Raw genomic sequence first — 26,492 nt, forward strand, 5'->3', positions numbered from 1 at the left:
ATCCACGGTTCCCAGCTGTCAGGAACGCAGGCCGTGGTCGAACGCGGCCACCAGGAAGGTGACCAGGTTCTCGGCCAGCTCGCTCGGGTCCGCCGTGTCCTGAACGCCGGCGGCACCCGGCGTCGGGGACAGTGCCTGCGACTGATGCAGCGCGAGCAGCCCGAGCATGTTCACGTACCCGAACGCGACCGCGTCCGGTGACGCCTGCGGCAGCGCCTTCTGCAGCGCCGCCAGGTACCTACTCTCGATCGGTTCGGACTCGACCGCGTACAACTCACGGATCCGGCGGCTCGGATCGAACGCGATCCGGCCGATGAACCGTGCGATCAGCGCGCCGCGTTCACCGCGGCGCAGTACGAGATCCAGTCCGGGCTCGACGAAGGCCCGGATCAGCGCCTCCGGCGTCGGCGGAGCGCCCGCCTCCAACTGGTCCAGCCGGCGCCGCCTTTCGGCGTTGACCGGCGCCATCGCCCGCGCCACGGCGGCGCGGAGCAGGGCTTCTTTCGAGCCGAAGTGATAGTTGACCGCCGCGATGTTGGCTGCCGCGGCGACCGTGATGGCGCGCAGCGATGTCCCCTCGTAACCCCCTTCTCCGAATCGTTGCTCGGCGACGTTGAGCAACCTCTCCCGGGTCGTTTCGACCGGTGTCTCCACAGAGTTCTCCTTCCCCCCAGCTACTGCTCGCGCAGGCACCCCACCTGCTCACGCGCAGTAGCCTGCAGTCAGCATAGTTCAAACGGTCGTTTGAACTGGAGGGCTCAGCTCAGTTGTCTCCGAGAAATCCTCAGATTTCTCTGAAACCCCTTTCTTCCCATCACCCTGCGCGTTCACACCTCCGCCACAGCCCGTACGCAAACGAGTGATTCCCGTGAGTGCTTTAGGGTCTTGGGCCATGACTTTCGTGCGGGTCGAGCGGCGATTTCAGGGGCCGGAGAGGTCGGGCAACGGCGGGTACGTCGCCGGTCTGGTCGGGACCGCGCTGGCTGCCGGTCTCGGGCCGGAGGCGGTGCCGAAGGTGACTCTGCGGATGCCTCCGCCGCTGGAGAAGGACCTCGAACTGGCCGCCGGCCGGTTGACGGACGGTGACGCTGTGGTGGCAGAGGCGGTGCCCGTCGACAGTGAGTTCCTCGCCGACGCGACGATCGATCCGGTGCTGCCCGAGGAGGCTCGCGCGGCCGAGGCGTCGTACCGCGGGCTGCACGACCACCCGTTCCCGAGCTGCTTCGTGTGCGGGCCGGCGAACCAGCACGGTCTGCGCCTGCAACCCGGCCCGATCGGCGGCGGCCGTACTGCGTGCACCTGGACGCCGGCCGCGGACCTCGCGACCGATGGGCTGGTCGACGAGGTGTTCCTGTGGGCCGCGCTCGACTGCCCCGGCGGCTGGACGATCGACCTCGAAGGACGCCCGTCGGTGCTCGGCCAGCTGACCGCGTGTGTCGACGCGCGCCCGGAGGCCGGCGAGGAATGCGTCGCGCTCGGCCGCTACCTCGGCGAGGACGGCCGCAAGACGTTCACCGCGAGCACCCTGTACGACGCCGACGGCCGGGTCCTCGCCCGCGCGAAGCACACCTGGATCACGGTCGACCCGGCAGCCTTCAACTAGCGGGCGCGGGCGGCGTGGGCGCGGACCTTGGCGCGGTTGCCGCAGGTGGCCATCGAGCACCAGCGACGCCGGCCCCGGGCGTCGAGGAACAGCCAGCCGCACGACGGACAGGTCCGCACGTGCTCGCGTGACGAGCCGGTCAGTAGCTCGCCCGCGAGCAACGCGAGTTTGTGCAATGGGAGCTCCGGATCCTCCGGCAGCTCCCAGACCGGCCCCTCCGCCGCGCGCACGAGGTGCCGCCGCGCGGAGGCCTTCTCGATCAGCCGGGCCGCCGCCTCGAAGGTGTGATCAGTCGCCTGCCCGGTGAGTACGTCGTACAGCTCGGAGCGGAAATCGAGCGTGGTCCGCAGCCGCCGTCCCACCTCGGCCGGGCTGCTCCCGGCCCGCTCGATCAGCCGGAACACGGTCGCCGGCGGCACCAGGCCGACGTACGAGCTCCAGATCAGGAAGGCCTCGTACGACGTCAGCCACTCGGTCCGGGCGGCGCCGCGGGTGGTCCACTCGGACCGGGTGTTGACGAAGTCGAGCACCGGATGCGCGCCGACCGGCTTGGGCAGGACGACGCCCTGCACCAGCTCGAGGTGGGACGGCAACGCGCTCATCCAGCTACCGGGCCGGTGTCGTGGGCTGGGTGGTGGCTGTGGTCGGCACCGGGATGCTGACATTGCCGTTCTGCGGGATGACCATGAACTGGATCTTGCCCGACTCGATCGCGGTCTTCAGCAGGTAACCCTGCGCCCCGAGCATCGCGACCTGCTGCTTGACCGACTGCAGCTCGACGTTGACCTGCTGGTTCTTCTGCTCCTGCGTCGCCTTCGCGAGCTCCGCGCGCTGCTTGGCCTCCAGGCCGTCGATGATGCCCTTGTCCAGCGGCATCGGCTTCTGGACCGTGAAGGACAGCTCGCCGCAGTCGTTGTTGCCGTTGTAGCCCGGGCCGCAGAAGTAGTCGCCGCCGACCGCGGCCGGCAGCAGCCGGGTGAACTCCTTGGCCGCCGCGGACTGGAACGCCGACTTCATCTTCTCGTTGTTGTAGAGCTCCGCCCAGCCGTAGTTGGTGGCGACCGCGGACAGCGCCCGGTCGATCTGCGGGCGGAAGTAGCTCTGCAGCATCTCGTTCCAGCCGCTCTCCTCGTACGCCTCGGTCTTGAGACCGATCCGCTCGTGGAACGACTTCAGCACGTCCTTGTTGCGGTTCAGCGTGAAGTAGACCTGGACGCGGACCCCGAGCCGGACGTTGTCCTTGCTGACCACGGTGACCTCGTCGGCGGCGTCCGTGTCGGCGCCGTCGCCGCCGATGATGTACGAGCGCTGGTCGGTCGGGTACGTGTACAGCGTGTCGCCGGGCCCGATCAGCTTGTTCGTCGAGCCGGGCGGGATCACCGACTTGAACTTCTTGTCCTCGATCACGCCGCCGCCGTAGTGCAGCCCGATCCGGTTGGCGTCGGTGTTCGCGAAGTTGAAGATGTTGAACAGGATGATGATCCCGATCACGATCAGGACCAGGATCCCGATCACCTTCGCCTTGCCGCCCCCCTTGGGCTTGAGCGCCGCAGCAGCGTTCCCCAGCTTTGCCATCAGTCGTCGAGCTCCTTGTGCTTCTCCACCAGTCGCCGTACGTCGGCGAGGGTCAGGTCGGCGGTGACCGCGACGTCCCGCGGCACCGACGGATGCGAGCTGAGCGTACGTAGACCCTGCTCCGCAGCCGCGACTGCCCGCTCCAGTGCCCTGACCTCCTGCATCAGCGCCCGATGTTCGGCGTTCAGCGTGGCCAGTGCCCGCTCCGCGCTGACGGCCCGGCGGTACGAGGACCACGCGAACCAGGCGGCACCGATCAGCAACACGATCGCCGGCAGTCCGAGTCTGATCATGCCGTCGATTGTGGTTCATCTCAGCGCGAAATTCTGTTGAAGGCTCCAGCGAGTGGCAGTAAGTTCGCAGTACACGCGAAGGGAGGTGGTCCAACGCATGAATTGCTATCGGACTCGTGAGGTGGCGGCGGGCTAACCGCCAACCACAGTTAAGTGGGCAAGTGGTCGGCCGAAACCAACGCCAGCCACCGGGCCTGCGGGCAGTCAGGTAGTCCGCCTGACCCTGAGTTCGGCCACCCGGTCGTGTCTCTGGAAGCGCCCGCAGGCTTCTCTTATTCCGGCGCCGGGCAGTCGAGCCCGAGCGCCTGGCCGATCTCGTAGAGCTGTGCCTCGAAGTACGCCGCGGCGTCGGGCAGGACCCAGTGCAGCTGGCCGAAGATCTCCATGCAGATCAGACCGTAGAGCCGGGTCCAGTACGTGAGCGACAGGTAGATCGCACCGGCCGGCATCCCGCCGAAGTGCTCCGACTCCTGGGTGAGCTGGGCCACCAGCTCGGACCCGAGGACCTCGTCGGGCGGGTACGGGAACGGCTTCCAGTGCCAGATCTGCGCCACCAGTTCCTTGAACACCGACCCGAAGCGCATCGCCGCCTGATGGCCCGGGGTCTCCTCGTGGTCCGCCGCGTCCGGGCTCGGCACCGCCGTACCGAACAGCAGCGCGAACTCCGCCGGGTGCGTCAGTCCCCAGTCCCGCAGTCCGTTGGCGAGCAGGTACAGCCGGGCGCCGAGATCCACGTCCTCGTCGTCGGTGGTCTGCAGGTCCATCAGGGCCGCGGTGAGTTCGTCGTACAGGTCCGCGATCAGGGCGCCGATCAGGGCCTCGTGGCTCGGGAAGTACCGGTAGAGGGCCGGCGGCGTGAGGCCGAGTTCCCGCGCGACGGCCCGCAGACCGACGGCCGCCGTACCGCCGGAAACCAGCAGCCGGCGGGCCGCCGACTTGATCTCCGCGACCGTGGCCGCTCGCCGCCTGTCCCGGCTCCCACCGAACTCCACCGAAAACTCTCCTTGACATTGCCACGGGGCACGACCGTAGAGTGAACACCGTTAACAGTTAACGCTGTTCACTCCAGCTCCTGCCGCTCAATCTACGCCCTGGGGGACAGTTTCGTGTTCGAGACGCTCGGCCGTTTCGCCTACCGGCGGCGCCGTCTGGTGCTCGCCCTGACCGGTGTCTTCGTCGCCCTCGGCGTCGTCTGGGGCACCGGCGTGTTCGGCTCGCTGGCCAACGGCGGCTTCGACGCGCCGGACACCGAGGCAGCGAACGCCGTCAAGACCATCGAGCAGAACGTCGGCCGCACCGGCACCGACGTGATCGTGCTCTACCGCAACCCGTCTGGGACCGTGGCCGATCCGTCGTTCCGGCAAGCGGTCGAGGGCGACCTGGCCGCGTTGCCGACCGCCGACGTGACCGCTGTGTCGACGTACTGGAGCACCAAGTCGCCGGTGTTCGTCTCGAAGGACCAGCACAGCACGTACGCCGTCCTCACGCTCGCCGGTGCGACGCCCGAGGACCGGCTGGACACGTTCCACAAGATCGCCTCACAGGTCCGTTCCGGGCCGGCCGGTCTGGACACGAAGGTCGGCGGCGAGGTCGCGGTCTTCGACGAGGTGAACACGCAGACCGAGCACGACATCGTGAAGGCCGAGACGATCTCGACGCCGATCGTGCTGATCCTGCTGGTGGTGGTGTTCGGCGGCCTGGTCGCCGCCTCGCTGCCGCTGTTCGTCGGGGCGCTCGCGATCCTCGGCTCGTTCGTGCTGCTGCGCGGCCTGTCGGCGATCACCGACGTGTCGATCTTCTCGATCAACATCGTCACGATGATCGGTCTCGGGCTGGCCATCGACTACGCCTTGTTCATCGTCACCCGGTTCCGCGAAGAACTTGCCCGCGGCAACGACGTCGAGACGGCGCTGGCGACCACGATGGCGACGGCCGGGCGGACGGTGGCGTTCTCCGGCGTGACGGTCGGGGTGGCGATCACCAGCCTGGTGCTGTTCCCCGTGATGTTCCTGAAGTCGATGGCGTACGGCGGCGCCGCCGCGGTGGCGATCGCGATGATCGCGGCCCTGACCGCGCTGCCGGCGTTGCTCGCGGTCCTCGGCCACCGGGTGAACAACCTGCGGATCTTCAAGCCCCGGCGTTCGGCTGCTGAGCACGGTGCCTGGTATCGGCTGGCGCACAGTGTGATGAAACGCCCGGTGCGGTACGTCGTCGTCCTCGTCCCGGTGCTGCTCGTGCTCGGCATTCCGTTCCTGAGCGCGCAACTCGGCGGGGTCGACCACCGGTCGTTGCCCTCCGGCGCCACCTCGCGGACGGTGACCGAAACGCTGCAGCGCGACTTCCCGGGAGCGGGCGGGTCGGACATCTACGCGGCGGTGCGGTTCTCCTCTGCCCCGGGTGATCCTTCGGCGGCGTTGGCGCCGTACATCGCCGGACTGCAGCAGGTGCGCGACGTCGAGAACGTGCGGCTCGGTGGGTACGAGAACGGCGTCGCATCGGTCGTCGTACACACTCGCTTCACCGCACAGGAGTTGCCGGCGCGGGACGTCGTCCACGGGGTGCGTGCGGTGCCTGCGCCGTCCGGGACCGACGTACAGGTCGGGGGTGAGACGGCGGCGGTGATCGACCTGCTCGATGTGCTGAAGGAGCGGGCGCCGTACATGGCCGGATTCATCGTGGTGGTGACGTTCCTGCTGCTGTTCGTTGCCTTCGGCTCGTTCGTGCTGCCGGCGAAGGCGCTGCTGATGAACGTGCTGTCGCTGTCGGCGGCGTTCGGCGCGATGGTGTGGATCTTCCAGGACGGGCACCTGTCCGGGCTGCTGGACTTCACGCCGGCCGGGTTCCTCGACGCGACCAACCCGGTGCTGCTGTTCGCCGTCCTGTTCGGGCTGTCGATGGACTACGAGGTGTTCCTGCTCAGCCGGATCCGGGAGGAGTACGACAGGACCGGCGACAACACCCAGGCCGTCGCGCTCGGGCTGCAGCGGACCGGCGGCATCATCACCAGCGCGGCGTTGCTGCTGATCATCGTGGTCGCGGCGTTCTCCACGTCGGGCATCGTGTTCGTGAAGATGATCGGCGTCGGGCTGGTGATCGCGATCGCGCTGGACGCGACGATCGTCCGGGCGTTGCTGGTGCCGGCGACGATGCGGCTCCTGGGTCGCGCGAACTGGTGGGCGCCGGCGCCGCTGGCGCGCTGGTGGAAGTCACACGGCTTCCGGGAGGAGCCTCAGGGCTGGAGCCGCGAGAGCTCCCAGTCGCCGCCGGAGCTGGTCCGGCGGTAGGCCAAGCGGTCGTGCAGACGGCCGGTGCGGCCCTGCCAGAACTCGAACGCCTCCGGGGCCACCAGGTAGCCGCCCCAGAAGTACGGCGTGGAGATCTCGGTGCCGTCCGGCCACTGCCGCTCGTACGACTCGTACTGCAGGTCCAGCTCCTCGCGGGACTCCACCGGTTGGCTCTGCTGCGACGCCCACGCGCCGAGCTGTGACTCCCGCGGACGGCTGGCGAAGTACTCGTCGACCTCGTCGCCGGGCAGCTTCGCAACCGTGCCTTCGATGCGGACCTGCCGTTCCATCGCGTGCCACGGGAACACCAGGGCGCAGTGCGGGTTGGCAGCGAGGTCGTCGGCCTTGCGGGACTGCTGGTTGGTGTAGAAGACGAGCCCACGCTCGTCCACGCGCTTCAGCAGCACGGTCCGCGCCGACGGACGCCCGTGCTGGTCGGCTGTTGCGAGCACCATGGCGTTGGGCTCGGCCAGGCCGGCTCCCCTCGCCTGCTCGAGCCAGGTCTGGAACTGCACGACCGGGTCGGAAGCCACCTGGCTCTCCAGCAGCTCACCGAGCCCGTACGTACGCCGCATCTCCGCAAGGTCCACGCTTCGAGCCTACTTACGTCCGAACCTGCTCCGCCGATAGGCCCGCCACACCTTGGTACGCCCGATCCTGCGAACCAGTGGGCTGCGGCGTGCTATTGGCGGCTTAGGGGCTGGTTGCTGTTGAGGTTTGGGAGCCGGTGCGCTCGGGAGGTGCTGGTTGATCTCGTCGAGGTGCTGATCGAAGGTGGCTCGCCACAGCGCCTGACGGAGCGTGGCTTCACCTGCGGCCGAGCTGGCGCCGGCGACGGAGGCCGCCCACAGGGTGTCGAGGGACTCGAAGCCTTCGACGTCTCGGAGGAGCTGCTCGATCAGGTCGCGGTCGGCGGCGTCGGCCAGACAGCGGACCTTCGCCGGGCTCCTGCGCGTGCTGACGGTCGGACTGGGCTTGAAGAACGGTACGTCGCCCCACGCGGGCACCAGCCGCCGGACCAGCTCGCGGTGCAGTGCGTTGTCGACGCGCTGCGCGGGGTCGAGGGCGAACGCCGACCGAACGAATGCTGGGATCAGGAGGGGCGAGACGACGCCGGCGCGCTCCCCCGTCGTACCCCAGCGGCGGAGGCGTTCGACGACGTAGAAGTAGTCGAGCATGGTCGCGTTCTCGATGCCGCCGTGGACCGCGGTCCGCAGTACGCGCTCGACCTGCTCACCGACAGCGGCGCGGGCCTCGTCCGCGGGTCCCGCCGCTGCGACCAGACGGGTCTGGAGGTGGTTGCTGAAGGCATTCAGCTTGCTCGGCAGCGGTAGCGCGTCGAGTTGCAGCACGTCGCGCGGGTAGAAGTGGCCGTGTGCCACCTCACCGCCGGCGCCTCCGATCGCGAGGTGCGCAACACCAGCGAGCGTTGCGGGCGGTGTGTGGAAGAGGTAGCTGGCCGGGCGCAGGCCCTCGGCGTACCGGTGCCAGCGGAGTGCTCGGTTGACCATTTCCAGCGGCTGCGGCTTGATGGTCGGCTTGGCCACGACCGGCTTGCCTGGGGTCTTCCGACTCACCACGTGCTCGACTGGTTGCTCCAGCAGTTGCACCAGCGACTCCGCGACCTCCACCTCACCAGGGACCGCGTCGTAGCTGTTGAGCTTCAGATCGACACCTGCGGCGAGAAAGGCACCTGCGACGACGCGTGAGTCGCGGCCGCCACTCAGGTCGACAGTCGGCTGTCCCGGCCACAAGCGGCCCACCGACCGCGCTACGTCCTGTAGTGCGGCGGCGGTCTCCTCTGCGGTGTCCGCGTTGTCCGTCGACCACACGCTGGTCGTCTCGATCCGGCTGACGGTCCGCTGCTGACGGTGGCCGTCGGCAACGACATGCGTCGCACCGGGCACCGTCAGAACCCCGTCGTACGGCGTGGTGTCGTCCATGAACCAGCCGCACGCCGCGGCGAAGTTCCAGCCACGCGGCGCTGCCACAGCGGGAACGCCCGCGAAGAGGAGGGCAGCCGCGGGACGATTGGTCCAAACCCACCCGTCCGGCAGACGCAGCTGGAACAGCCGTCCGACACCGATCGAGTCGGTGAACAGGTCCAGGCGTTCCTGTTGTGGGTCCAGGAGCGCCATCGTGAACGGCGGCGCCAGTTCGAGGAAGCTTGCCGGGGTACGCCGTACTGCCTTTGCCAGCTGGGCTGGGGCATCGGCCGGCTTGATGTCGCCGATCACGCGCTGGTAGCCGAGCGGCGCGTGCACGCTGGCCACGCGGACGTCGCCGTCGTCGTGCCAGGACGGCCAGAGACACGTGCCGTCGTGGCGGTCCCACATGTGCAGTCCGACCGTGCGGCCGTCGTACCCCTGGTGCTTGGCCTCGTGTCCCCAGAGACCGCCGTAGTACGCCTCCACACGGGCACGGCCGGCGGCGGCCCGCGCGGTGCTCTCGTGCGCGAAGTTGTAGGCGATCAGCGTTTCCATGCAGAGCCTGATGCAGGCTCCGCTGGGAAAGTTATTGCTGTTGGCCCGGGTACTGCGGGGGCTGGCCGGACTGCGGCCGGTCCTGCGGCTGGCTGTGTGTCTGGGGTGGCTGGCTGTGTGTCTGGGGTGGCTGGTAGGGCTGCTGGCCCGGGTAGCCTCCCCACTGCTGGGTCTGCTGCGGGTAGGTGGACTGGTAGCCGCTGCCGCCCTGCCCCAACCCCGGCGGCTGCGGAAGCTTGGCCAGCTTGGCCTCCTGGCCCCAGCGCCGGATACCGACCAGCAACAGCGGTATGCCGAGCAGGATCATCGACCCGTCGAACAGGAAGTACGACGCGCCGAAACGCGGCGCCCCCGGGAACTCGAAGAGCTTCATCAGGTCGAACGACTGCCGCATCGGCAGCACCATCGTGGCCACGCCGACCGCGGTCAGCAGCAGCCCGGACCCGGTGGTCACCCCCGCGCCGATGGCGGGCGCCATCATCAGCAGGCCGAGCACGACCGCGATGACGACCAGCAGCGCGAGCCAGGGCAGCGAATCGCCGAGGTCCTCGCGGAACGTTTGCAGGCGCCGGATCAACCGGGGCGTCGCATAGGACGAGGTACCCACGGCGACATAGGTGACGATGACGCCGATCACGAGCCCGAGGGCGGGGAGAGGCTTTGTCATGCACCGAGACTAGACCTGCGTGCGGTCCACCCCCCGAACCTCCGAACCGGTCACAAAGCTGTCCGAGCGTCGACACTGAGACATATGCTGCCTGAGCGCCCAGGGTGCGCGGGCTCTCCTGGTGGGCTCGCGTCCTGACACGAGGACGAGGGAGTCGCATGTCTGATCCGAGGACCGAGGTGCAGCACGGGCTGGAGGGTGTGGTCGCGTTCGACACGCAGATCGCCGAGCCGGACAAGGAAGGTTCGGCGCTCCGCTACCGCGGCGTGGACATCGAGGACCTGGTCGGCCGCGCGCCGTTCGAGAACGTCTGGGGCCTGCTCGTCGACGGCGCCTTCACGCCGGGCCTGCCGCCCGCGGAACCGTTCCCGCTGCCCGTGCACACCGGCGACGTGCGGGTCGACGTACAGTCCGCGCTCGCGATGCTCGCACCCGCCTGGGGTCTGCGGCCGCTGTACGACATCGACGACGTGCAGGCCCGTGAGGACCTGTCCCGGGCGGCCGTGATGGCGCTGTCGTACGTCGCGCAGGCGGCGCGCGGGATCGGGCAGCCGATGGTGCCGCAACGCGAGGTGGACAAGGCCACGACGATCACCGAGCGGTTCATGACCCGCTGGCGCGGCGAGCCGGACCCGAAGCACGTGCGGGCGGTCGACGCGTACTGGACGTCCGCGGCCGAACACGGCATGAACGCGTCGACGTTCACCGCACGGGTGATCGCATCGACCGGGGCGGATGTCGCGGCGGCGCTGTCCGGTGCGGTCGGTGCGATGTCCGGGCCGCTGCACGGCGGCGCACCGGCGCGGGTGCTGACGATGATCGAGGGCGTCGAGCGCAGCGGTGACGCGCGTTCGTACGTGAAGGGTCTGCTGGACGGCGGCGAGCGGCTGATGGGCTTCGGGCACCGCGTGTACCGGGCCGAGGACCCGCGCGCCCGGGTACTTCGCCGTACGGCGCGTGAACTGGCCGCCCCGCGGTACGAGGTGGCCGAGGCGCTGGAGCAGGCCGCACTGGCCGAGCTGCGGGAGCGGCGCCCCGACCGGGCGCTGGAGACGAACGTGGAGTTCTGGGCGGCGATCGTCCTGGACTTCGCGGAGGTGCCGCCGCCGATGTTCACGTCGATGTTCACCTGCGCCCGGACCGCCGGCTGGAGCGCCCACGTCCTGGAGCAGAAACGCACCGGCCGCCTGATCCGCCCGTCGGCGATCTACTCCGGTCCTGCCTCGCGCCCGGCCGACTCCGTCGAGGGCTGGAACCCCAACTGGGCTTAGCGCCTAACGGTCCTGACTTGGCGAGCGGCCGGTGCGTTGTTTGTACTGGCGGCTGAAGTACGGGACGTCGGTGTAGCCGAGGGCGGCGGCCGTTGCGGTGACGGTCATGCCGCTCTCGGTGAGCAACTGGTGTGCGCGGTCGATCCGCGCCTGGATCAGGTACTGCGCGGGCGACATCCCGAACTGCGCGACGAAGCGACGGGTGAACTGGGCCCGGCTCAGGGACGCGTTGGAGGCCATCTCCGCCACGGTCCAGTCCCGGCCGGGGTCCTGTCGGAGTTGCCGGGCGATCTCGTCGACCGCGGTGTCGGTGACGCTGCGGCCCGGATGGTGGACTGCGTCCCAGATCAGGGCGACCAGTTGCTCGAGGCACAGTTCGGCCTGGTACCGGCCGAGGGCGTCACCGCGGCGGTACGACGCGTCGCTCGTCCGCGCGAGGACGCCGAGCAGCTCGCGATCGAGTACCTCGCCCCAGCGCGGATCGGGTGCGGCCGTCGTACCGGTTTCGAAGTGCATGCCGAAGACCAGGAGCCTTCGGTGCGGGTCATGGGTGGCTCGTGGGGTGTCGCCGGGCTGGAAGACCGCGCAGACACCGGGGCGCAGTTCCTGGCGGGCCCCGTCGAGTTCGAGGGCGCCGCGGCCGTCGACGACGCACCAGAGCAGGTGATCCTGCAGCACGGGCGATGTCCAGGACCAGCTGGGTTCGCAGCGCCAGAAGGTCGGGGCGGACATTCGCTCGAGCCGGAGTCGGTGCAACAAAAGTTCAAGTCCTCGCGTGGATCGTCCGTGGTCCGTTGCGGTGCATCCGCAGGAAAATGGGGTTCACCGGAAGAATAGGGCAGATTCGCGGGAGCCGTGCATGAGCGTTTCATCCAATGTTGTCGCCGTACACCAGGAAGAGTTCGAGCGCACCGGGTACACATTGGTGCGGGGGCTGTTCTCCACGGACGAGGCCGAGCGCCTGCGGGACCACTACATGGACGTACGGCGCCGCGGGCCGCAGGCGCACGAGTTCGCGGGCCACTCGTCGACCGACCGCGACCCGCTCAAGCGGTACCCGCGGCTGGCGCAGATGCACCGGTGGGACGACACGTCGCGGCAGTGGCTGACCGACCCGCGGATCGATCGGGTGATGACGGCACTGCTCGGCAGGTCGCCGTACGCCGTACAGACGATGCTCTACTTCAAGCCGCCGGGCTCCCGCGGGCAGGCGCTGCACCAGGACAACTTCTACCTGAAGGCCGATCCGGGGACCTGCATCGCGGCGTGGATGGCGCTCGACCGGGTCGATGAGGCGAACGGATGCCTCGAGGTCGTCCCGGGGTCGCACCGCTGGCCGATCCTCTGCACCGAGAAGGCCGACACCACGGTCAGCTTCACCGATGTCACGGTCCCGCTCCCATCGGACGGTGGCGCCGTACCCGTCGAGATGGAGCCGGGTGACGTGCTGTTCTTCCACGGCGCACTGGTCCACGGCAGCAACCCGAACGTCACGACCGACCGGTTCCGGCGGGCGCTCATCGGCCACTACATCGAGGGCGAGGCGGAGCGGGTCGCGCAGTACTACCACCCGGCGCTGCGGATGGACGGGACCGAACTCACCCTCGAGGTCGCCGAGGGCGGCGGTGCCTGCGGCGAATGGACCGACACCCCCGACGGCCCGGTCGCCCTCCTCACCGGCACCGAGCGCACCACCCGCAAACACGAGTAGCCACACTTTGAGCACCCACCAACCACGTTCCTCGCGGAAAACTGGTTGGTGGGTGCTCAAAGTGGACCCCGCGTGGGTGGTTGGGCGGGATGTGCGAAGATGGAGCGCGCTGACAGCGTCGTCGGCCTTCTAGTTGCAGACGACGAAGGGGACACGCTGGTGACCAGCGAAATTCGGATTCCTGAAGAGCTCAAGCCCGCCGACGGCCGCTTCGGCGCCGGGCCGTCGAAGGTCCGCCCGGAAGCCGTCGCCGCCCTGGCGACCGAGGGCGCGAAGCTGCTCGGCACCTCCCACCGGCAGGCGCCGGTGAAGAACCTGGTGAAGCGGGTTCAGGAAGGCGTCGCCGAGCTCTTCCAGCTGCCGGACGGGTACCAGGTGGTGCTCGGCAACGGCGGCTCGACCGCGTTCTGGGACGTCGCGACGTTCGGGCTGATCCGCGAGAAGAGCCAGCACCTGAGTTTCGGTGAGTTCTCCTCGAAGTTCGCGAAGGCTTCGCAGCTGGCGCCGCACCTCGGCGACCCGTCGATCGTGAAGGCCGAGCCCGGCACCCGCTCGGTCGCGGTCGCGGAGGCCGGCGTCGACCTGTACGCGTGGCCGCACAACGAGACCTCCACCGGCGTGATGGCGCCGGTCAAGCGGGTCGAGGGCGCCGACGAGGGCGCGCTGGTCGCGATCGACGCCACCTCGGGCGCGGCCGGACTGCCGGTCGACCTCAACGAGGCCGACGTCTACTACTTCGCTCCGCAGAAGGGCTTCGCGTCCGACGGCGGCCTCTGGATCGCGCTGATGAGCCCGGCCGCGCTTGCGCGGGTCGAGGAGATCGCCGCCTCCGGCCGGTGGATCCCGGCGTTCCTGGACCTGGCGACGGCGGTCGACAACTCCAGCAAGAACCAGACGTACAACACGCCGTCGCTCGCCACACTCTTCCTGATGGCGGAGCAGACCGACTGGATCAACAACCAGGGCGGTCTGGACTGGAGCGTCGCGCGTACGACGGACTCGAGCACCCGCCTGTACACGTGGGCCGAGAAGTCCGACTACGCCACGCCATACGTCACCGACCCCGACGCCCGCTCGCTCGTCGTCGGCACCATCGACCTCGACGACGCGATCGACGCCACCGCCGTCGCCAAGACCCTGCGCGCCAACGGCATCGTCGACACCGAGCCCTACCGCAAACTCGGCCGCAACCAGCTCCGCGTCGCCATGTTCCCCGCGGTAGACCCCGACGACGTCGAGAAGCTGACCCAATCCATCGACTACGTCGTCGAAAACCTCAAGTAACCCCACCGACAGCCGCCGTCCCCACCCCGGGGCCGGCGGCTGTCTCGTACCCACGCATCTGGTGGGTCAGCCAGCGAAATGCGGGGTTCCCCACCCAGAACGAGGGTCCGGAACCCCGCATTTGCCTGGCCCACCCACCAATTTGCCTGGCCCACCCACCAAATTGCCTGGCCCACCCACCAAATTGCCTGGCCCACCCACCAAATTGCCTGGCCCACCCACCAAATTGCCTGGCCCACCCAGCAATTGGGCTGGTGCGGTGTGGTTAGGAGTGTTGGCGGCGGTGGGGGGTGGGTGGGGATTGGCCGGTTAGGCGGTCGTTTTCCGCCTGGCGGTCTTGGCGTTCGCGGCGGCCTGGGGGGAAGGTGATGACGGTGATGATGAGCGCGAACAGGGCGGCGCCGATGATGATCCAGCGGAAGTTGTGGCTCTTGCCGGAGTCGGCGTTGCTGCTGTCGCCGGTGGTGGCAGGCTTGGGGGTGGCGCTGGCTTTGGGGGGCGTGGAGGCGGCCGCCTTGGCGGGCACCTGGACCTGGTAGACGCCCGAGTTCGCGCCCTCGCTGCCGACCAGGACGGTCCCGTCGGTGGGGCCGACGGCGACGGTCTCGCCCTGGCCCAGCGGCGCGGTGCCGCGGGCGATGGCGTTGGGCGTTTCGCTCCAGGCGACCGTCGTCACGTCGGCGTACGTACGCAGCACCACCCGTTGCCCGTCCGGCAGGAACGTCCCGTCGGTGATCACCCCGGTCGGCGCCGCGGCGAGCTTGGTGAGGTCGTTCGTCCCCTCGCGAGACGGTGCGGGTGGGGCCGCATAGATCGCGCCGGTGCCCTTGAGCGCCTTCGTCACGATGTAGAGCTGGCTGGTCCCCGGCTCGATCAGCAGGGTCTCGGCGTCGTGCGCACCGTCGGGGTACTTGAAGTCGAACCGGTGGTACTTGACGTTCGACTCGTCCTCGAGCGTTTCCGGCTCCGGGATCGTGTAGATCTCGATCTGCTCCCGGTTCTGCCTGTTGTCGCCGATGTCCGCGATGTAGATCGTGCCGTCGCGGTCCACGCCGAGCGCCTCGACGTCGGTGACCTTCGCGCCGAACCGCAGGACGGCCTTCACCTTGCCGGTAGTGCCGTCCACGGCGAACACCCGCCCGGTGTCACCGGAGTCGTTCACGGTCCAGTAGATCCCCGAGTGCTTGACGCTCTTCGCCAGCCCCGAGGACTCCTGGATCCGCTCGTCGCGGATCGTGAACAGCTTCTTCGGCGCCGGTGTCGTCGGCCCCGCGTCCGGGCTCGCCGCGGCCGTCGACGCGGGCAGCGCCACGCCCGCCAGCGTGAACAGCGTCGCCCCCAGCAGAGCGAGCGCCGTCCGGACGTGTCTCACGAGACCACCTCGGCGGCCGAGGGCTCCCCGGCCGGCAGGAGGAGTTCGGCCAGCCGCGGCGTCACCTGCCATTCGGTGACCATCGACCGGTACTCGGCCTGCAGGTCCGCGGTCGGCTTGGCACCGGTCCGCGCAGCGCGGAGCAACAGATTGCGCGGCGTGTGCTGACTGTCCACGAACTGCACGACCTCCACCCGGTAACCGACCTGTCGGAGCACCGCCGCCCGCAGGGAGTCCGTCAGGACGTCGGCGAACCGCTCACGAACGATGCCATATCTCGTCATCAGCGCATAAGGCGCCGGTGGTGTGACGCTCTTCAGCTGCTTTTGGATGTCGTGATGACAACATGGGGCCGCGAGCACCAGTGAGGCCTCCCAGCCGACGGCCCGCGCGAGCGCGTCGTCGGTCGCGGTGTCGCAGGCGTGCAGCGCCAGCACGACGTCCGGCCGGACGTCCAGCTCCGCACCCTCGATGGTCGCGTCCAGGAACCGCAGGTGCTCCTGCCAACCGAGCGCCTCGACCACCCGCGTGTTCCGCTTCCGCGCCGCCGGGTTGTGGTCGATACCGGTCATCCGGACGTCATGTCCGGCCGCGGTGAGCAGGTGGTACGCCGCCAGCGTGAGATACGCGTTCCCGCAGCCGAGATCGACCACCTGCAGCGGGCGGCCGGCCGCGATCCGCCCGGCGGACACCGCGTCGTCGAGTGCCGGCGCGAGCAGCTTGCAGAACTCCTCGATCTGCTTGTACTTCGCCTGCCGGGACGGCTTCACCCGTCCCTGGTGGTCGCTGATCCCGAGCTCGATCAGGAACGGCGCCGCCGGATCGAGCACCCGCCGCTTCACCCGGTCGTGACCGGTCTCCTGCTCCCGGCTGTCCTCCTGCCGGTGCAGCAGCTCCTTGCCCTTCTTGGTGTACCGCAGCCGCAGCGTCTCGCTCGTCGTCTCGACGTGCCACGACCCGTACGGCAGGTCGAGGAGCTCGTCGACCGCCTTCTCCAGGTCCGCGCCCGCGACGTTCCGCGTGTGCGCCTGGCGCTCGTCGAACTCGGTGATCTGCAGGTGCCGCTGCCCCTTCAGATCGACGTACCGCAGCTCCGCCCGGAGGTACGCCGGCGGCTCCAGCCCACGCCGCCTGCCCGAGGCCAGGCCGCGCACCAAACCGCTCTGGTCGAGCAGGGCAGCACGGATCACCGCCCGCGCGCCGGACTCCTCCGGCAGCGCCGACTCGTCCGACCGCACCTCTGGCTGCATCGCGCCATTGTCCCCGACCCATCGGGTCGATCACAAAAGGGTCTCGCCCACCCACCGTCGCACCCCGTGAACTCACCGCAGTCACCCCGGCCGGCTCAGGGCAGTTGCTGGTCGTCGGCGAGCAACCCCAGCCCTCTGAGGCGGGTGATGATGCCACCTTCCTGGCGACCGAGGGCTTCGATCAGTTCCTCCAGGGTCGCGCTGTTGTGGTACATCTCGATCAGGGTCTGCTCGTCCTCGGGACTCCACTGGCGGAACGCGTTCGGGTGGGTCTTCCGGGCACGTTTGATCTTGTGGGTCATCGAGCGCGGGTTCATCGGCTCGAGCGACCGGATCCGGGCCTGCCGGTGGCGGCCGACCTCCTCGCCCTCGCGCCAGAACACCACGGCGCCGTCGTCGAACGTCATCAGGTCGGCCGGCACGTCGCAGTAGTCGGCGTCCTCGAGCATCACGCGCATCATCGCTGGTTCTCTCCATTTCCTCGGTGGATGCGTGGTCGACAGAGAAGATGCCGCGATCCCGGCGCCGCCGGCGCACCGATTCGCAACCTGTGGACAACCAAACCGCAGAACTTCTTTGCAAAATCACTTTGCAAAGAGTCTTTGCAGTCCTACGCTCAGACTCATGAGCGACGAGAACCACAGCGCCGAGAGCCACAGCGCCGAGCCCGCACGGACGGTCCAGCTGGACCGTCACCTCGTGCGCGCCCTGGCCCACCCGATGCGGAACCGGATCCTGGGCCTCCTCCGCGTCTACGGCCCGCAGACCGCCACGACCCTGGCCGGACGGCTCGGGGTGAACACCGGCGCGACCAGCTACCACCTCCGCCAACTCGCGGACGCCGGCCTGGTGATCGAGGACGACAGCCGCGGTAACGCCCGCGATCGCTGGTGGAAGTCGGCACACCAGGGCACCGAGTTCAACGCGGCCGAGCTGCTGGACCAGGAGCCCGAGCTCGCTCTGGGATTCCTGCACGGCGTCGGCCAGACGTACGCCGAGAACATCTTCGGCTTCATCGACGCGATGCAGACGATGCCCGAGGACTGGCGCGACGCCAGCGTGCTCTCGGACTACTTCTTCCACCTCCGGGCCGACCAGCTGGACGCGATGATGCGCGAGGTCATGGCGGTCCTGGAGAGGTACAAGACGCCGGACCTGACCGCCCCGCTCCCGGAAGGCGCCGAGCAGGTCACCGTCCAGATCCAGGCGTTCCCACGCGAGACGCGCTAGCGGCACAGGGGGTGGGCGGACTATGAGCGACAAGGGCAATCGGGCGCCGCTGGCGGCGTTCCTGGTGGCGAACGTGGTGTCGATCTGCGGGACTCGGGTCAGCGCGATCGCGATCCCATGGTTCGTCCTGATCACCACGGGATCGCCCGTGAAGACAGGCCTCGTGGCACTGGCCGAGATGGCGCCTCTGGTCGTAGTGAAGGCCGTCGGCGGCCCACTGATCGACAAGGTCGGGGCGCGCCGGATCAGCATCGTGGCCGACACCGCCAGTACTGCGGTGGTGGCACTGATCCCCCTCCTGCACGAGCTGGGTCTTCTGCACTTCCCGACCCTGCTGGTGCTGGTCGCGATCGCCGGCGCGCTCCGCGGACCAGGCGATGCCGCCAAGTCGACCCTGATCCCGGACATCGCCCGCGTGGCCAAGGTTCCCCTGGAGCGGGTGACAGGCCTGGAGAGTACGACGGAACGCCTGGCGGGCTTCTTCGCGTTCGCGCTCGCCGGCGGCCTCATCACCCTGGTCGGAGCAGTCAACGCCCTCTGGATCGACGCAGTGTCGTTCGGCATCTGCGCCGTACTGATCGCCCGCTGGATTCCCAGGTACGCGACACCGGCATCAAAGCAGGAGCAGGGATACGGCCGCCGACTGCTCGAGGGCTGGACCTTCCTGCGGACCGACAAGCTGCTGCTGCCGCTGGTGGTCATGATCGCGGTGACCAACCTGCTGGACGCCGCGACCAGTACGGTACTGCTGCCTGTCTGGATCAAGGAGCACGGCTACGGCCCCGGCCACACCAGTCTGATCCTCACGTCGTTCGGAGTGACCGCGACGCTGTTCGCCTTGCTGGCGTCGGCCATCGGTGACCGCATCCCCCGCAAGCTCGTCTTCACGGTCGCGTTCCTGATTGCGGGAGCGCCGCGCTTCGTGGCGATGGCCACCGACGCGCCGATCTGGACCCTGATGACGGTGTACGCCGTCGGCGGCATCGGAGCCGGCTTCATCAACCCCGTGCTCGGCGCGATCCAGCTCGAACGGATCCCCAGCCACCTGCGCGGACGGGTCAACTCCCTGTCCAACGCCGTCTGCTGGACCGGCGTACCTCTCGGCGGTCTTGTGGCCGGTGGGGCCGTCGCCGCTATCGGTCTGGCGCCCGCACTGCTCGCAGGTGGCGCGATCTATCTGATCGCCACCATGTCGCCGGTTCTGATCGGCCGTCACGAGCAGTGGCGAGCTACACCGGGTCCGACGGATCCTCCGGAAACGGCGGCAGATCCAGATCGGGTGGCAGTCGGAGTGCCTTAGTTTTCGTGGCGTTGTCCAGCTCGCGCCGCATCCGCTCTCGCTCTGCTCGCAGCAGCCCGAGCATCACCAGGTCCAGCAGCATCCCACCGGCGGCCGCGAACTGCGTAGCGGCGAACTGGAAGACCTGTGTCAGCAGCAACGACACCAGCACCGCCAGCTCGAACAGCCGGACCGCCCTGGCCCGATTGCGCTTCCGCAACGCCAGGGCGCCGCGCACCGTGAACGTTGCCGACAACAAACTCCCCGCCGTCACGCCGAGCACCGGAAGGTGGTTGAGTCCGTCCCCCAGCACAGCGGCGATGACGAGCGCGGCGGCGAACTGAACCGCCAGCGCGGCCACGGCAATCGTCGGTGCCTTCGGATGGGTGGCAAGCCGCTCGAACCCACGCTGCAGCGCCCGCCAGGCCGCGTCCACCGGGGCGGCCAGCTCAACCTCGTCACGCGGACATGCAGCGAGTAGCTCGGCGGTCTCCCGCCGCCCCTCGATCTGCCGCGGTACGGCGCGCAGCAGCTCCGCCGCCTCGGCACGGCGCCGCCGGGACAGACCGCCCGCGACCCCTTCGACCGTGTGGTCGATGACGTTCGCCAGCTCCTCCCGCGCATCGATCGGCCGGCGCGTGGCGAGGAACCGGGACCCGAGGACGATCAGCACGAAGACGATGTACACGATCGCTGCCGTGGGCTTGTAGAAGTAGTTGTTGTCCGAGGTGACGAACTTCCCCACCTCGTCGATGAACAGCCCGAACCCGATCCCGCCGATCGTCGCCGCGGCCGGCCGCACCACGGGCCCGACGTACCCGAGCAGCAGCGAGATCGCGATCAGCATCAGCAGCCCGCCGGGCAGCACGTGGGCGATGTGCAGGCCCTTGCCGCCGATCTGCGGGTACCCGCTCAGGCTGAGGATCAGCCGGGTGATCAGCACCGTCGCGACCCCGGACACCACGAACGTGGTCAGGTGCTCCCCCGACCGCACGTTGCGGACCAGCCCGGCCCGCATCAGGTACGACGAACGCTCACCTGGGGTGCTCATGCGCCCACACGTTAGCGTCAGCGGAGGAAGGCCGCCACGACGACGATGGCGACCAGTGCGGCCAGTACGAGCGAGGTCACCAGTCGGCGCGTGCGGGGGTCCACGAGGTCAGGGTAGGGGGAAGTTCCCGATCACCGTGCCACCGGGGTCGACCCGCTGCTTGATCTCCCGCAGCCGGGCCAGGTCCGGCTCGTCATAGCAGTCCCGCAGCGTGTTCCACGCAGACAGACCGGTCGGTGGCATCCGACCGGCTCGCCACGGCGACAGTGCCTCCTGCAGCGCGCACAGTGCGCTCTCGACGGGCTGCTGCAGCTCCGGCACCGGCACGATCGACACCGCCAGCACCATGTACCGCGCCTGCGGGTCGGCTGCTGCCACGCCGGGACGACGAGCGTCCGCACCCGCCCTCAGATGCCGGATCTGCACCTGGAAGATCAGCGACGGCTTGCCGCCGTACTCGAGCAGTGTGTCGATCAGGTCCGGTGTGAGCTCGTCGAAGGTACTGGTGATCAGCGACAGCGCCTGGGGCGGCGCGGGCACCGAGTTCATCTCGCCGACGCCGCTGGGCTGCAGTGACTGGGTGGTGTCGGTGACTGCATTACCTGCGGCCCGGATGGTCGAAAGCACTCCCTCCAACGCTTCCGGCCGGTACGGCGTCATCGCGTCGACCACGCAGTACGACTTCCCCCGTACGTCGTCCGGCAGGTCGGGTGAGTGCGGGTAGTGGATCAGATAAGCCCACAGCGTCACCTGCTTCGCCGCCTCCTGAGTTGCCTTCGCGTACGCCGTCAGCACCGCCGCAGCCTGCCCTATCGGGAACATCAGCCGCGCACTGGCGATGGCGGGCGCCAGGTGCAGATCCACCTCGACTGACGTGACCACACCGAAGTTCCCGCCGCCACCGCGCAACGCCCACATCAGATCGGGGTCGGTGGCGTCGTCGATCCATCGGCGGGCCCCGGCCCCGTCGACGAGCTCCGCCGCCCGCAGACTCGCCGCACCGCTCCCGTACGGCCGGGTGAACCAGGAGAACCCGCCACTGGTGCAGAAGCCGACCACCGAGATGTTCCCTGTCGAGCCGGGCAGTCCGGTCAGCCCAGTGCCGTCCAGTGCGGTCTGCACGCTCCCCCAGCGCACTCCGGCGCCTACCCGTGCCACACGGGCTTGTGAGTCGACCCAGATATCGTCGAGCGCGTCGGTGCGCACCACGATCGTCCCGTCCAGTGCAGGCGTCGCACCGTGACCCCCAGCTTGCGCAGCCACCTTCAGCCCGCAGGCACCGGCGTACGTCACCGTTTGCTCGATGTCGCTCGGTCCGGCTGCCTCCACGACGGCGAGCGGTCGCTGGTCCACGGACAGGTTCCACCCCCGCCGCACCTGCTCCCAGTCCGCGTCCTCCGGTGTCACGAGCCGTCCAGTCAGCACCCGACGCAGCTCCTCGAGCACGCCATCACATCCCGCGGTACGCGCCCGCGGTCACCGCGGTGCAGCTCTGTGTCGTCATAGCGACCACGATGACCTGATCGGGCAGACATCGGTATCCCAGCAATCTGGGGTGCCCGCCAACCCTGTCGCCGCCCACACTGGTGAGATGAAGACCTACCACGCGGACTCTGCGCGCGCCGGGCTCGAGGCGGCGGCTGCGGCCGGTCTGTCCTGGGAGGACTTCGGGCTGACCGTGATCGAACTGCTGGAGCGGGCGATCCCGAACGACGGCGTCTGCCTCGGGCCGGCCGACCCGGCGACCAGTCTGCTCACCGGGCGGGTGAAGACCGACCTGAACGGCGCGGACGAGGTCGCGTTCGTCCAGCACGAGTACGGTGCGCCGGACATCAACCGGTTCTCCGACCTCGCCCAGAGGCAGGTCGGCGTCAGCATCCTGGACGAGGCCACCGGCGGACGTCCCGAGCTCAGCGCTCGGCACCGGGACATGATGGCGACGGTCAATCTCCGGCACGAGATGCGCGGCACGCTGCGCTCCGAACGGCGGATGTGGGGCTTCTACACGATCTACCGGGAGCTGGGGCGCAGCGGGTTCTCACCGGCCGAGGCGGAGTTCATGCACCGGCTGGAACCACTGCTGACGCGTGGGATGCGGCGCGGGCTGATCACGACCAGCATCCAACAGCAGGACAGCGGTGCGGCGGTGGTGATCGTCAACGCGGCCGACCAGATCACATCCGCGACCGCAGCGGCCGAGGACCGGATCGCCGACCTCGGCGGTGCGGTGTGGTCGCGACTGCCGATAGCGGTCGCGATCGTGGTGTCGGCGGCACGCGGCGTACCTGGGCTGGCCACACAGGTTCCGCGGATGCGGCTGCGTAGCCGGTCCGGTCAGTGGCTGGCCGTTCACGCGGCGCCGGTACGCGGACCGCACGGGCTCACGCCGGACATCGCAGTGACGATCGAACCGGCCGGTCCGGCGGCGGTGATCCCGCTGATCGTCGCGGCGTACGGACTGACCGAACGGGAACGGTCCGTCGTGCAGCAGGTGCTGAGTGGCGCCAGCACGAACCAGATCGCGCAGCGGCTGCAACTCTCGCCGTACACCGTGCAGGACCACCTGAAGGCAGTGTTCGACAAGGTGGGAGTGTCCAGCCGGCGGGAGCTGTCCGGGCGGATCTTCTTCGACCACTACGCCGGCCGACTCGGTGAACAGGTTGGCGCGGACGGCTGGTTCAGCGACGGCGGGCCCAGCTAGTCCGAACTGCGGCCAGGTGCCCGCCGGTGGCGATCTGTCCGGATTGTGAATACGAATGCAGACTGAGTGAATACGAATACACCTCGGTCTTGCGGATCACCCAGCGGCGACCTACTCTCTCGCCAAGTGGAACATCACTTCCACCAAGCGGTAGTCGGGCTGATCCCGATCGGAGAGCCCGGCACCTCCCGCGCGTCGCCGACCGCCCAAGACCGGCCGAAGTCCTTCCAGCCACCCGAAGGCTTCGGCCGATTTTCCAGCGAATTTCTACATCGGTGAAGAAGGCCCTCAGAGGAGGCCATCATGAGCCTGGGCACCACGATCGCCGCGCCGGCAGGCCACGAACCGGCACCTGACGTCCGTGACGGCAGCACGAGACCCCGCAGGCGAGGTGACCGCGTCGCCTATCTGTTCCTGGCTCCGTGGTTCGCCGGGCTGCTGCTGCTCACGACCGGCCCGCTGCTCGGGTCCCTGTACCTGTCGTTCACCAAGTTCAACCTGCTGCAGCCACCCGCCTGGAACGGCTTCGGCAACTACCTGAAGCTGTTCACCGACGACCCGCGCTACCTGCAGTCGTTGAAGGTGACCTTCATCTACGTCGCCCTGACGGTCCCCCTCCAACTGGGATTCGCACTGGCAGTCGCCGTCATGCTGAACCGGCCGCTGCGGGGGATGGCGTGGTACCGCTCGATCTACTACATCCCCTCGTTGCTCGGCGGCAGCGTCGCGATCGCAGTGATCTGGGGCCAGCTGTTCGACGACGACGGCGTCCTGAACGGCTTCCTCGCCTTCTTCGGCGTCGCCGGCCGCAGCTGGATCTCCAACCCTGACACGGCCCTCTACACGCTGGTGCTGCTGAACATCTGGCAGTTCGGGTCGCCGATGGTGATCTTCCTGGCCGGGCTCAAACAGATTCCGCAGGAGCTGTACGACGCGGCGTCGGTGGACGGCGCGAGCGCTTGGCGGAGGTTCTGGTCGGTCACGGTGCCGCTGCTGACACCGATCATCTTCTTCAACGTGGTGCTGCAGATCATCCAGGCGTTCCAGGCGTTCACGCCGGCGTACGTCGTGAGCGGCGGCAGCGGCGGGCCCTCGGACTCCACCTTGTTCTACACGCTCTACCTGTACCAGCAGGGATTCACGAATCTGAACATGGGCTACGCCTCCGCCATGGCATGGGTGCTGCTGCTGATCATCGCCACGTTCACGCTGATCAACTTCGGGCTCGCCCGCCGTTGGGTCTACTACGAGGACCGCTGATGACGACCCTCCAGCAAGCTCCCACGAAACGCCGGTGGCTGACCCACCTGGCCCTGATCGCCGGCACCCTGGTGATGGTCTACCCGCTGCTGTGGATGGTCGGTGGATCGTTCAAGGACGAGAAGGACATCTTCTCCCAGCTCAATCCGTTCCCCGGTTCGCTGGACCCGCGCAACTACGTCGCCGGCTGGACCGCGACGGACCCCACGTTCACCCGGTTCTACGTCAACTCGCTGCTGATCGCGGTTCTCGCGGTGGCCGGCAACGTGATCGCCTGCACGCTGACGGCGTACGCGTTCGCGCGGCTGGAGTTCCGCGGCAAGAAGGTGTTCTTCGGCATCATGCTCGGCTCGATCATGTTGCCGGCGCACGCCCTCCTGATCCCGCAGTACGTGCTGTTCTTCAACCTCGGCTGGGTGAACACCTATCTCCCGCTGGTGGTGCCGAAGTTCCTGGCCACCGACGCGTTCTTCATCTTCTTGATGGTCCAGTTCATCCGCACCATCCCGCGCACGCTGGACGAGGCCGCGATGATCGACGGCTGCGGAAAGGTGCGCATCTTCAGCCGGATCGTCCTGCCGCTGACCGGCCCGGTGCTGATCACCACCATGATCTTCACCTTCATCTGGACGTACAACGACTTCTTCGCCCAGCTGATCTACCTGTCCTACCCCAGCAGCGAGACCGTGCCGGTCGCCCTGCGCCGGTTCGTCGACGCGACCGGCGACTCGTCGTACGGGCAACTGCTGGCCATGTCGGTGCTGTCGCTGGTGCCGACCTTCATCGTCTTCCTCCTCGCCCAGCGCCGCATCGTCGAGGGCATCGCCACGACCGGCCTGAAGGGCTAGCCCGAAAGGAATCAGTCATGACCACACCGCTCAGCCGACGGCACTTCCTGCAGGCCGGCCTCGCAGCCGGCGCGCTCGCACCGCTGCTGTCGGCCTGCAACCTCGACCCCGCGGCCAAGGAAGCGAAGGAGTCGGTCCGGTTCAGCAGCTACGGCGACCCGACCAAGCTCGGCCTGCGCGGCAAGCTCGCGGACCTGTACACCTCGAGCCATCCGGACGTGAAGATCGTGTTCGAGGGCACTGCGACCGCGGAGTACTGGGACAAGCTCGCCACCCAGATGGCCGGCGGCAACGCGCCCGACGTGATCAACATCGACGTCCCGCGGATCGGCCAGTACGGCGCGGCGGGAGCGCTGCAGTCCCTGCAGAAGTACGTCCCGGACACCATCGACACCAAGCCGATCGACCACAACCTGCTGATCCAGGGCCAGCTGAAGGGCGAGCAGTTCGGCATCCCGGTCGCGATGAGCACCTACAGCATGGGGTACGACGTGACCGTACTCGACCAGCTCGGCCTGGAGCACCCGCACCAAACGTGGACCTGGTCCGAGTTCGCGACTCTGGCGAACGAGATCCGGCAGAAGTCCGGCAAGAAGATCTACGGCGCGGAGGACCCCAGCGGGGACACGGCGTCGTTGCAGATCTTCCTGCGCGGCAAGGGCGAAGACCTGTACAAGAACGGCACGCTTGCCTTCCCCGACTCCTTGCTGACCGAGTGGTTCGAGTACTGGGCCGCGCTGCGAGCCACCGGCGGCACCATTCCCGCCGACATCGCGGCACAGTCGAAGTACGGCGATTGGCCGGCCGGGCCGCTGGTCAAGAAGCAGGCGGCGCTCGCGCACATCCAGACGCCCAATCTCAAGGGCGGTTTCCAGGACCTCACCGACCACACCATCGAGATCACCCTGCCGCCGCGGAACACGAAGGACGGCAAGTGCGGGACGTTCCCGCAACCGAGCAGCTTCCTGTCGCTGAACGCCCGGAGCAAACGCGCGGACGACGCCGCCGCGTTCATGAACTGGTTCGCGAACGGAGCGGAGGCCGCGAAGACGTTGCGACTGATCAGCGGACCGCCCGCCTCCGCGGCCGGCCGGGATGTGCTGCTGAAGGGGAGTGACCTGTCCGCCAGTGAGAAGCAGGTGCTGGCCTACACCGACCTGGCACTGAAGAACTCCTCCCCGCCGTCGCAGGCCGGCCCGGCCGCCTCGACTGCTGTCGCCGATCTGTTGCTCAAGACCAGCCAGGACATCGCGTTCAAGAAGATCTCGATCAAGCAGGGCGTCCAGAAGTTCATGGCCGACGCCCGCAAGACCCTCGACGGCAAGTGATT

General features: G+C 68.5%; 25 protein-coding genes. 11 read left to right on the forward strand and 14 right to left on the reverse strand.

What is annotated here, in order from left to right; genetic code table 11:
* Positions 1–18: 18 nt before the first annotated feature.
* Complete coding sequence (locus E0H50_RS08615) at positions 19–654, reverse strand: TetR/AcrR family transcriptional regulator (RefSeq protein WP_131286105.1); 636 nt, start codon at positions 652–654, stop codon at positions 19–21.
* A gap of 238 nt (positions 655–892) precedes the next feature.
* On the opposite strand from E0H50_RS08615, the gene E0H50_RS08620 reads away from it, so the two are divergent.
* A complete protein-coding gene (locus tag E0H50_RS08620; RefSeq protein ID WP_131286106.1) occupies positions 893–1,603 on the forward strand; it encodes a hypothetical protein in 711 nt (236 codons plus the stop codon).
* Here E0H50_RS08620 and E0H50_RS08625 read toward each other — a convergent pair.
* The 4 genes from E0H50_RS08625 to E0H50_RS08640 all read right to left on the reverse strand — a co-directional run bounded on the left by E0H50_RS08625 (position 1,600) and on the right by E0H50_RS08640 (position 4,463).
* Positions 1,600–2,205: a CGNR zinc finger domain-containing protein gene (locus tag E0H50_RS08625; protein WP_131286107.1), complete on the reverse strand. Its 606-nt coding sequence runs from the start codon at positions 2,203–2,205 to the stop codon at positions 1,600–1,602. The genes E0H50_RS08620 and E0H50_RS08625 overlap by 4 nt on opposite strands.
* A 4-nt stretch (positions 2,206–2,209) precedes the next feature.
* Positions 2,210–3,178 carry an SPFH domain-containing protein gene (locus E0H50_RS08630; protein WP_131286108.1) on the reverse strand — a complete coding sequence of 323 codons (969 nt, stop codon included), beginning with the start codon at positions 3,176–3,178 and terminating at the stop codon, positions 2,210–2,212.
* Positions 3,178–3,471 carry a hypothetical protein gene (locus E0H50_RS08635; protein ID WP_238150847.1) on the reverse strand — a complete coding sequence of 98 codons (294 nt, stop codon included), beginning with the start codon at positions 3,469–3,471 and terminating at the stop codon, positions 3,178–3,180. The genes E0H50_RS08630 and E0H50_RS08635 overlap by 1 nt, the downstream gene beginning before the upstream one ends.
* 272 nt (positions 3,472–3,743) lie before the next feature.
* A complete protein-coding gene (locus E0H50_RS08640) occupies positions 3,744–4,463 on the reverse strand; it encodes a TetR/AcrR family transcriptional regulator (RefSeq protein ID WP_131286110.1) in 720 nt (239 codons plus the stop codon).
* Between the two features lie 114 nt (positions 4,464–4,577).
* On the opposite strand from E0H50_RS08640, the gene E0H50_RS08645 reads away from it, so the two are divergent.
* Positions 4,578–6,755, forward strand: coding sequence for an MMPL family transporter (locus E0H50_RS08645; RefSeq protein WP_131286111.1), 2,178 nt, complete (start codon positions 4,578–4,580; stop codon positions 6,753–6,755).
* On the opposite strand, the gene pdxH is transcribed toward E0H50_RS08645, so the two are convergent.
* Genes pdxH through E0H50_RS08660 form a run of 3 tightly spaced genes read right to left on the reverse strand, consistent with a single transcriptional unit; the run spans position 6,701 to position 9,905 of the window.
* Positions 6,701–7,345, reverse strand: a complete 645-nt coding sequence (pdxH, locus tag E0H50_RS08650; RefSeq protein ID WP_238150848.1) for a pyridoxamine 5'-phosphate oxidase — start codon at positions 7,343–7,345, stop codon at positions 6,701–6,703. The two genes, E0H50_RS08645 and pdxH, sit on opposite strands and share 55 nt — an antisense overlap.
* Positions 7,346–7,354: 9 nt before the next feature.
* Positions 7,355–9,238 (reverse strand): hypothetical protein, encoded by a 1,884-nt coding sequence (locus tag E0H50_RS08655; protein WP_131286112.1) that lies wholly within the window; start codon positions 9,236–9,238, stop codon positions 7,355–7,357.
* A gap of 31 nt (positions 9,239–9,269) precedes the next feature.
* Entirely contained in the window at positions 9,270–9,905 is a 636-nt protein-coding gene (locus E0H50_RS08660) for a hypothetical protein (protein ID WP_131286113.1), read from the reverse strand.
* A 158-nt stretch (positions 9,906–10,063) separates the two neighbouring features.
* Here E0H50_RS08660 and E0H50_RS08665 point away from each other — a divergent pair, with 158 nt between their 5' ends.
* Entirely contained in the window at positions 10,064–11,176 is a 1,113-nt protein-coding gene (locus tag E0H50_RS08665) for a citrate synthase 2 (RefSeq protein WP_131286114.1), read from the forward strand.
* Between the two features lie 3 nt (positions 11,177–11,179).
* On the opposite strand, the gene E0H50_RS08670 is transcribed toward E0H50_RS08665, so the two are convergent.
* Positions 11,180–11,854 carry a helix-turn-helix domain-containing protein gene (locus E0H50_RS08670; RefSeq protein WP_238150849.1) on the reverse strand — a complete coding sequence of 225 codons (675 nt, stop codon included), beginning with the start codon at positions 11,852–11,854 and terminating at the stop codon, positions 11,180–11,182.
* A gap of 181 nt (positions 11,855–12,035) precedes the next feature.
* Here E0H50_RS08670 and E0H50_RS08675 point away from each other — a divergent pair, with 181 nt between their 5' ends.
* Together E0H50_RS08675 and serC are read left to right on the forward strand one after the other, a co-directional pair.
* On the forward strand, positions 12,036–12,887 hold the full coding sequence (locus E0H50_RS08675; RefSeq protein ID WP_131286116.1) for a phytanoyl-CoA dioxygenase family protein: 852 nt from the start codon (positions 12,036–12,038) through the stop codon (positions 12,885–12,887).
* 99 nt (positions 12,888–12,986) lie between these two features.
* A complete protein-coding gene (gene serC, locus E0H50_RS08680) occupies positions 12,987–14,171 on the forward strand; it encodes a phosphoserine transaminase (RefSeq protein ID WP_337590368.1) in 1,185 nt (394 codons plus the stop codon).
* A 265-nt stretch (positions 14,172–14,436) separates the two neighbouring features.
* Here serC and E0H50_RS43395 read toward each other — a convergent pair whose 3' ends face one another.
* The 3 genes from E0H50_RS43395 to E0H50_RS08700 all read right to left on the reverse strand — a co-directional run bounded on the left by E0H50_RS43395 (position 14,437) and on the right by E0H50_RS08700 (position 17,254).
* Entirely contained in the window at positions 14,437–15,543 is a 1,107-nt protein-coding gene (locus E0H50_RS43395) for an SdiA-regulated/phytase-like domain-containing protein (protein ID WP_202868069.1), read from the reverse strand.
* A complete protein-coding gene (locus E0H50_RS08695) occupies positions 15,540–16,793 on the reverse strand; it encodes a class I SAM-dependent methyltransferase (RefSeq protein WP_131286117.1) in 1,254 nt (417 codons plus the stop codon). The genes E0H50_RS43395 and E0H50_RS08695 overlap by 4 nt, the downstream gene beginning before the upstream one ends.
* Positions 16,794–16,888: 95 nt before the next feature.
* Positions 16,889–17,254 carry a hypothetical protein gene (locus tag E0H50_RS08700; RefSeq protein ID WP_131286118.1) on the reverse strand — a complete coding sequence of 122 codons (366 nt, stop codon included), beginning with the start codon at positions 17,252–17,254 and terminating at the stop codon, positions 16,889–16,891.
* Between the two features lie 163 nt (positions 17,255–17,417).
* Here E0H50_RS08700 and E0H50_RS08705 point away from each other — a divergent pair, with 163 nt between their 5' ends.
* The gene (locus tag E0H50_RS08705) at positions 17,418–18,023 is read left to right on the forward strand and encodes a winged helix-turn-helix domain-containing protein (protein ID WP_131286119.1); all 606 of its coding nucleotides are present in this window, start codon (positions 17,418–17,420) and stop codon (positions 18,021–18,023) included.
* A gap of 22 nt (positions 18,024–18,045) precedes the next feature.
* Complete coding sequence (locus E0H50_RS08710; protein WP_131286120.1) at positions 18,046–19,323, forward strand: MFS transporter; 1,278 nt, start codon at positions 18,046–18,048, stop codon at positions 19,321–19,323.
* On the opposite strand, the gene E0H50_RS08715 is transcribed toward E0H50_RS08710, so the two are convergent.
* Positions 19,253–20,353 (reverse strand): hypothetical protein, encoded by a 1,101-nt coding sequence (locus E0H50_RS08715; RefSeq protein ID WP_238150850.1) that lies wholly within the window; start codon positions 20,351–20,353, stop codon positions 19,253–19,255. The genes E0H50_RS08710 and E0H50_RS08715 overlap by 71 nt on opposite strands.
* A 108-nt stretch (positions 20,354–20,461) precedes the next feature.
* Entirely contained in the window at positions 20,462–21,799 is a 1,338-nt protein-coding gene (locus E0H50_RS08720) for an FAD-binding oxidoreductase (protein ID WP_131286121.1), read from the reverse strand.
* A 145-nt stretch (positions 21,800–21,944) separates the two neighbouring features.
* Here E0H50_RS08720 and E0H50_RS08725 point away from each other — a divergent pair, with 145 nt between their 5' ends.
* From E0H50_RS08725 to E0H50_RS08740, 4 genes are all read left to right on the forward strand, one after another.
* Positions 21,945–23,054: a helix-turn-helix transcriptional regulator gene (locus tag E0H50_RS08725; RefSeq protein WP_131286122.1), complete on the forward strand. Its 1,110-nt coding sequence runs from the start codon at positions 21,945–21,947 to the stop codon at positions 23,052–23,054.
* 303 nt (positions 23,055–23,357) lie between these two features.
* Positions 23,358–24,314, forward strand: a complete 957-nt coding sequence (locus E0H50_RS08730; RefSeq protein ID WP_131286123.1) for a carbohydrate ABC transporter permease — start codon at positions 23,358–23,360, stop codon at positions 24,312–24,314.
* Positions 24,314–25,162, forward strand: a complete 849-nt coding sequence (locus E0H50_RS08735) for a carbohydrate ABC transporter permease (protein ID WP_131286124.1) — start codon at positions 24,314–24,316, stop codon at positions 25,160–25,162. The genes E0H50_RS08730 and E0H50_RS08735 overlap by 1 nt, the downstream gene beginning before the upstream one ends.
* A gap of 17 nt (positions 25,163–25,179) precedes the next feature.
* Entirely contained in the window at positions 25,180–26,490 is a 1,311-nt protein-coding gene (locus tag E0H50_RS08740; RefSeq protein ID WP_131286125.1) for an ABC transporter substrate-binding protein, read from the forward strand.
* The last annotated feature ends 2 nt before the right edge of the window (positions 26,491–26,492 follow it).

This window comes from Kribbella sindirgiensis, from assembly GCF_004331435.1.
Classification (GTDB): domain Bacteria; phylum Actinomycetota; class Actinomycetes; order Propionibacteriales; family Kribbellaceae; genus Kribbella; species Kribbella sindirgiensis.

What these genes read in the sequence shown, in the direction of transcription:
- E0H50_RS08620 (WP_131286106.1), top strand. Translation starts at nt 893, where the DNA reads ATGACTTTCGTGCGGGTCGAGCGGCGATTTCAGGGGCCGGAGAGGTCG.
- E0H50_RS08625 (WP_131286107.1), bottom strand. Translation starts at nt 2,205, where the DNA reads ATGAGCGCGTTGCCGTCCCACCTCGAGCTGGTGCAGGGCGTCGTCCTG.
- E0H50_RS08630 (WP_131286108.1), bottom strand. Translation starts at nt 3,178, where the DNA reads ATGGCAAAGCTGGGGAACGCTGCTGCGGCGCTCAAGCCCAAGGGGGGC.
- E0H50_RS08635 (WP_238150847.1), bottom strand. Translation starts at nt 3,471, where the DNA reads ATGATCAGACTCGGACTGCCGGCGATCGTGTTGCTGATCGGTGCCGCC.
- E0H50_RS08655 (WP_131286112.1), bottom strand. Translation starts at nt 9,238, where the DNA reads ATGGAAACGCTGATCGCCTACAACTTCGCGCACGAGAGCACCGCGCGG.
- E0H50_RS08660 (WP_131286113.1), bottom strand. Translation starts at nt 9,905, where the DNA reads ATGACAAAGCCTCTCCCCGCCCTCGGGCTCGTGATCGGCGTCATCGTC.
- E0H50_RS08665 (WP_131286114.1), top strand. Translation starts at nt 10,064, where the DNA reads ATGTCTGATCCGAGGACCGAGGTGCAGCACGGGCTGGAGGGTGTGGTC.
- E0H50_RS08675 (WP_131286116.1), top strand. Translation starts at nt 12,036, where the DNA reads ATGAGCGTTTCATCCAATGTTGTCGCCGTACACCAGGAAGAGTTCGAG.
- serC (WP_337590368.1), top strand. Translation starts at nt 12,987, where the DNA reads ATGGAGCGCGCTGACAGCGTCGTCGGCCTTCTAGTTGCAGACGACGAA.
- E0H50_RS08695 (WP_131286117.1), bottom strand. Translation starts at nt 16,793, where the DNA reads ATGCAGCCAGAGGTGCGGTCGGACGAGTCGGCGCTGCCGGAGGAGTCC.
- E0H50_RS08700 (WP_131286118.1), bottom strand. Translation starts at nt 17,254, where the DNA reads ATGATGCGCGTGATGCTCGAGGACGCCGACTACTGCGACGTGCCGGCC.
- E0H50_RS08705 (WP_131286119.1), top strand. Translation starts at nt 17,418, where the DNA reads ATGAGCGACGAGAACCACAGCGCCGAGAGCCACAGCGCCGAGCCCGCA.
- E0H50_RS08710 (WP_131286120.1), top strand. Translation starts at nt 18,046, where the DNA reads ATGAGCGACAAGGGCAATCGGGCGCCGCTGGCGGCGTTCCTGGTGGCG.
- E0H50_RS08715 (WP_238150850.1), bottom strand. Translation starts at nt 20,353, where the DNA reads ATGAGCACCCCAGGTGAGCGTTCGTCGTACCTGATGCGGGCCGGGCTG.
- E0H50_RS08725 (WP_131286122.1), top strand. Translation starts at nt 21,945, where the DNA reads ATGAAGACCTACCACGCGGACTCTGCGCGCGCCGGGCTCGAGGCGGCG.
- E0H50_RS08730 (WP_131286123.1), top strand. Translation starts at nt 23,358, where the DNA reads ATGAGCCTGGGCACCACGATCGCCGCGCCGGCAGGCCACGAACCGGCA.
- E0H50_RS08735 (WP_131286124.1), top strand. Translation starts at nt 24,314, where the DNA reads ATGACGACCCTCCAGCAAGCTCCCACGAAACGCCGGTGGCTGACCCAC.
- E0H50_RS08740 (WP_131286125.1), top strand. Translation starts at nt 25,180, where the DNA reads ATGACCACACCGCTCAGCCGACGGCACTTCCTGCAGGCCGGCCTCGCA.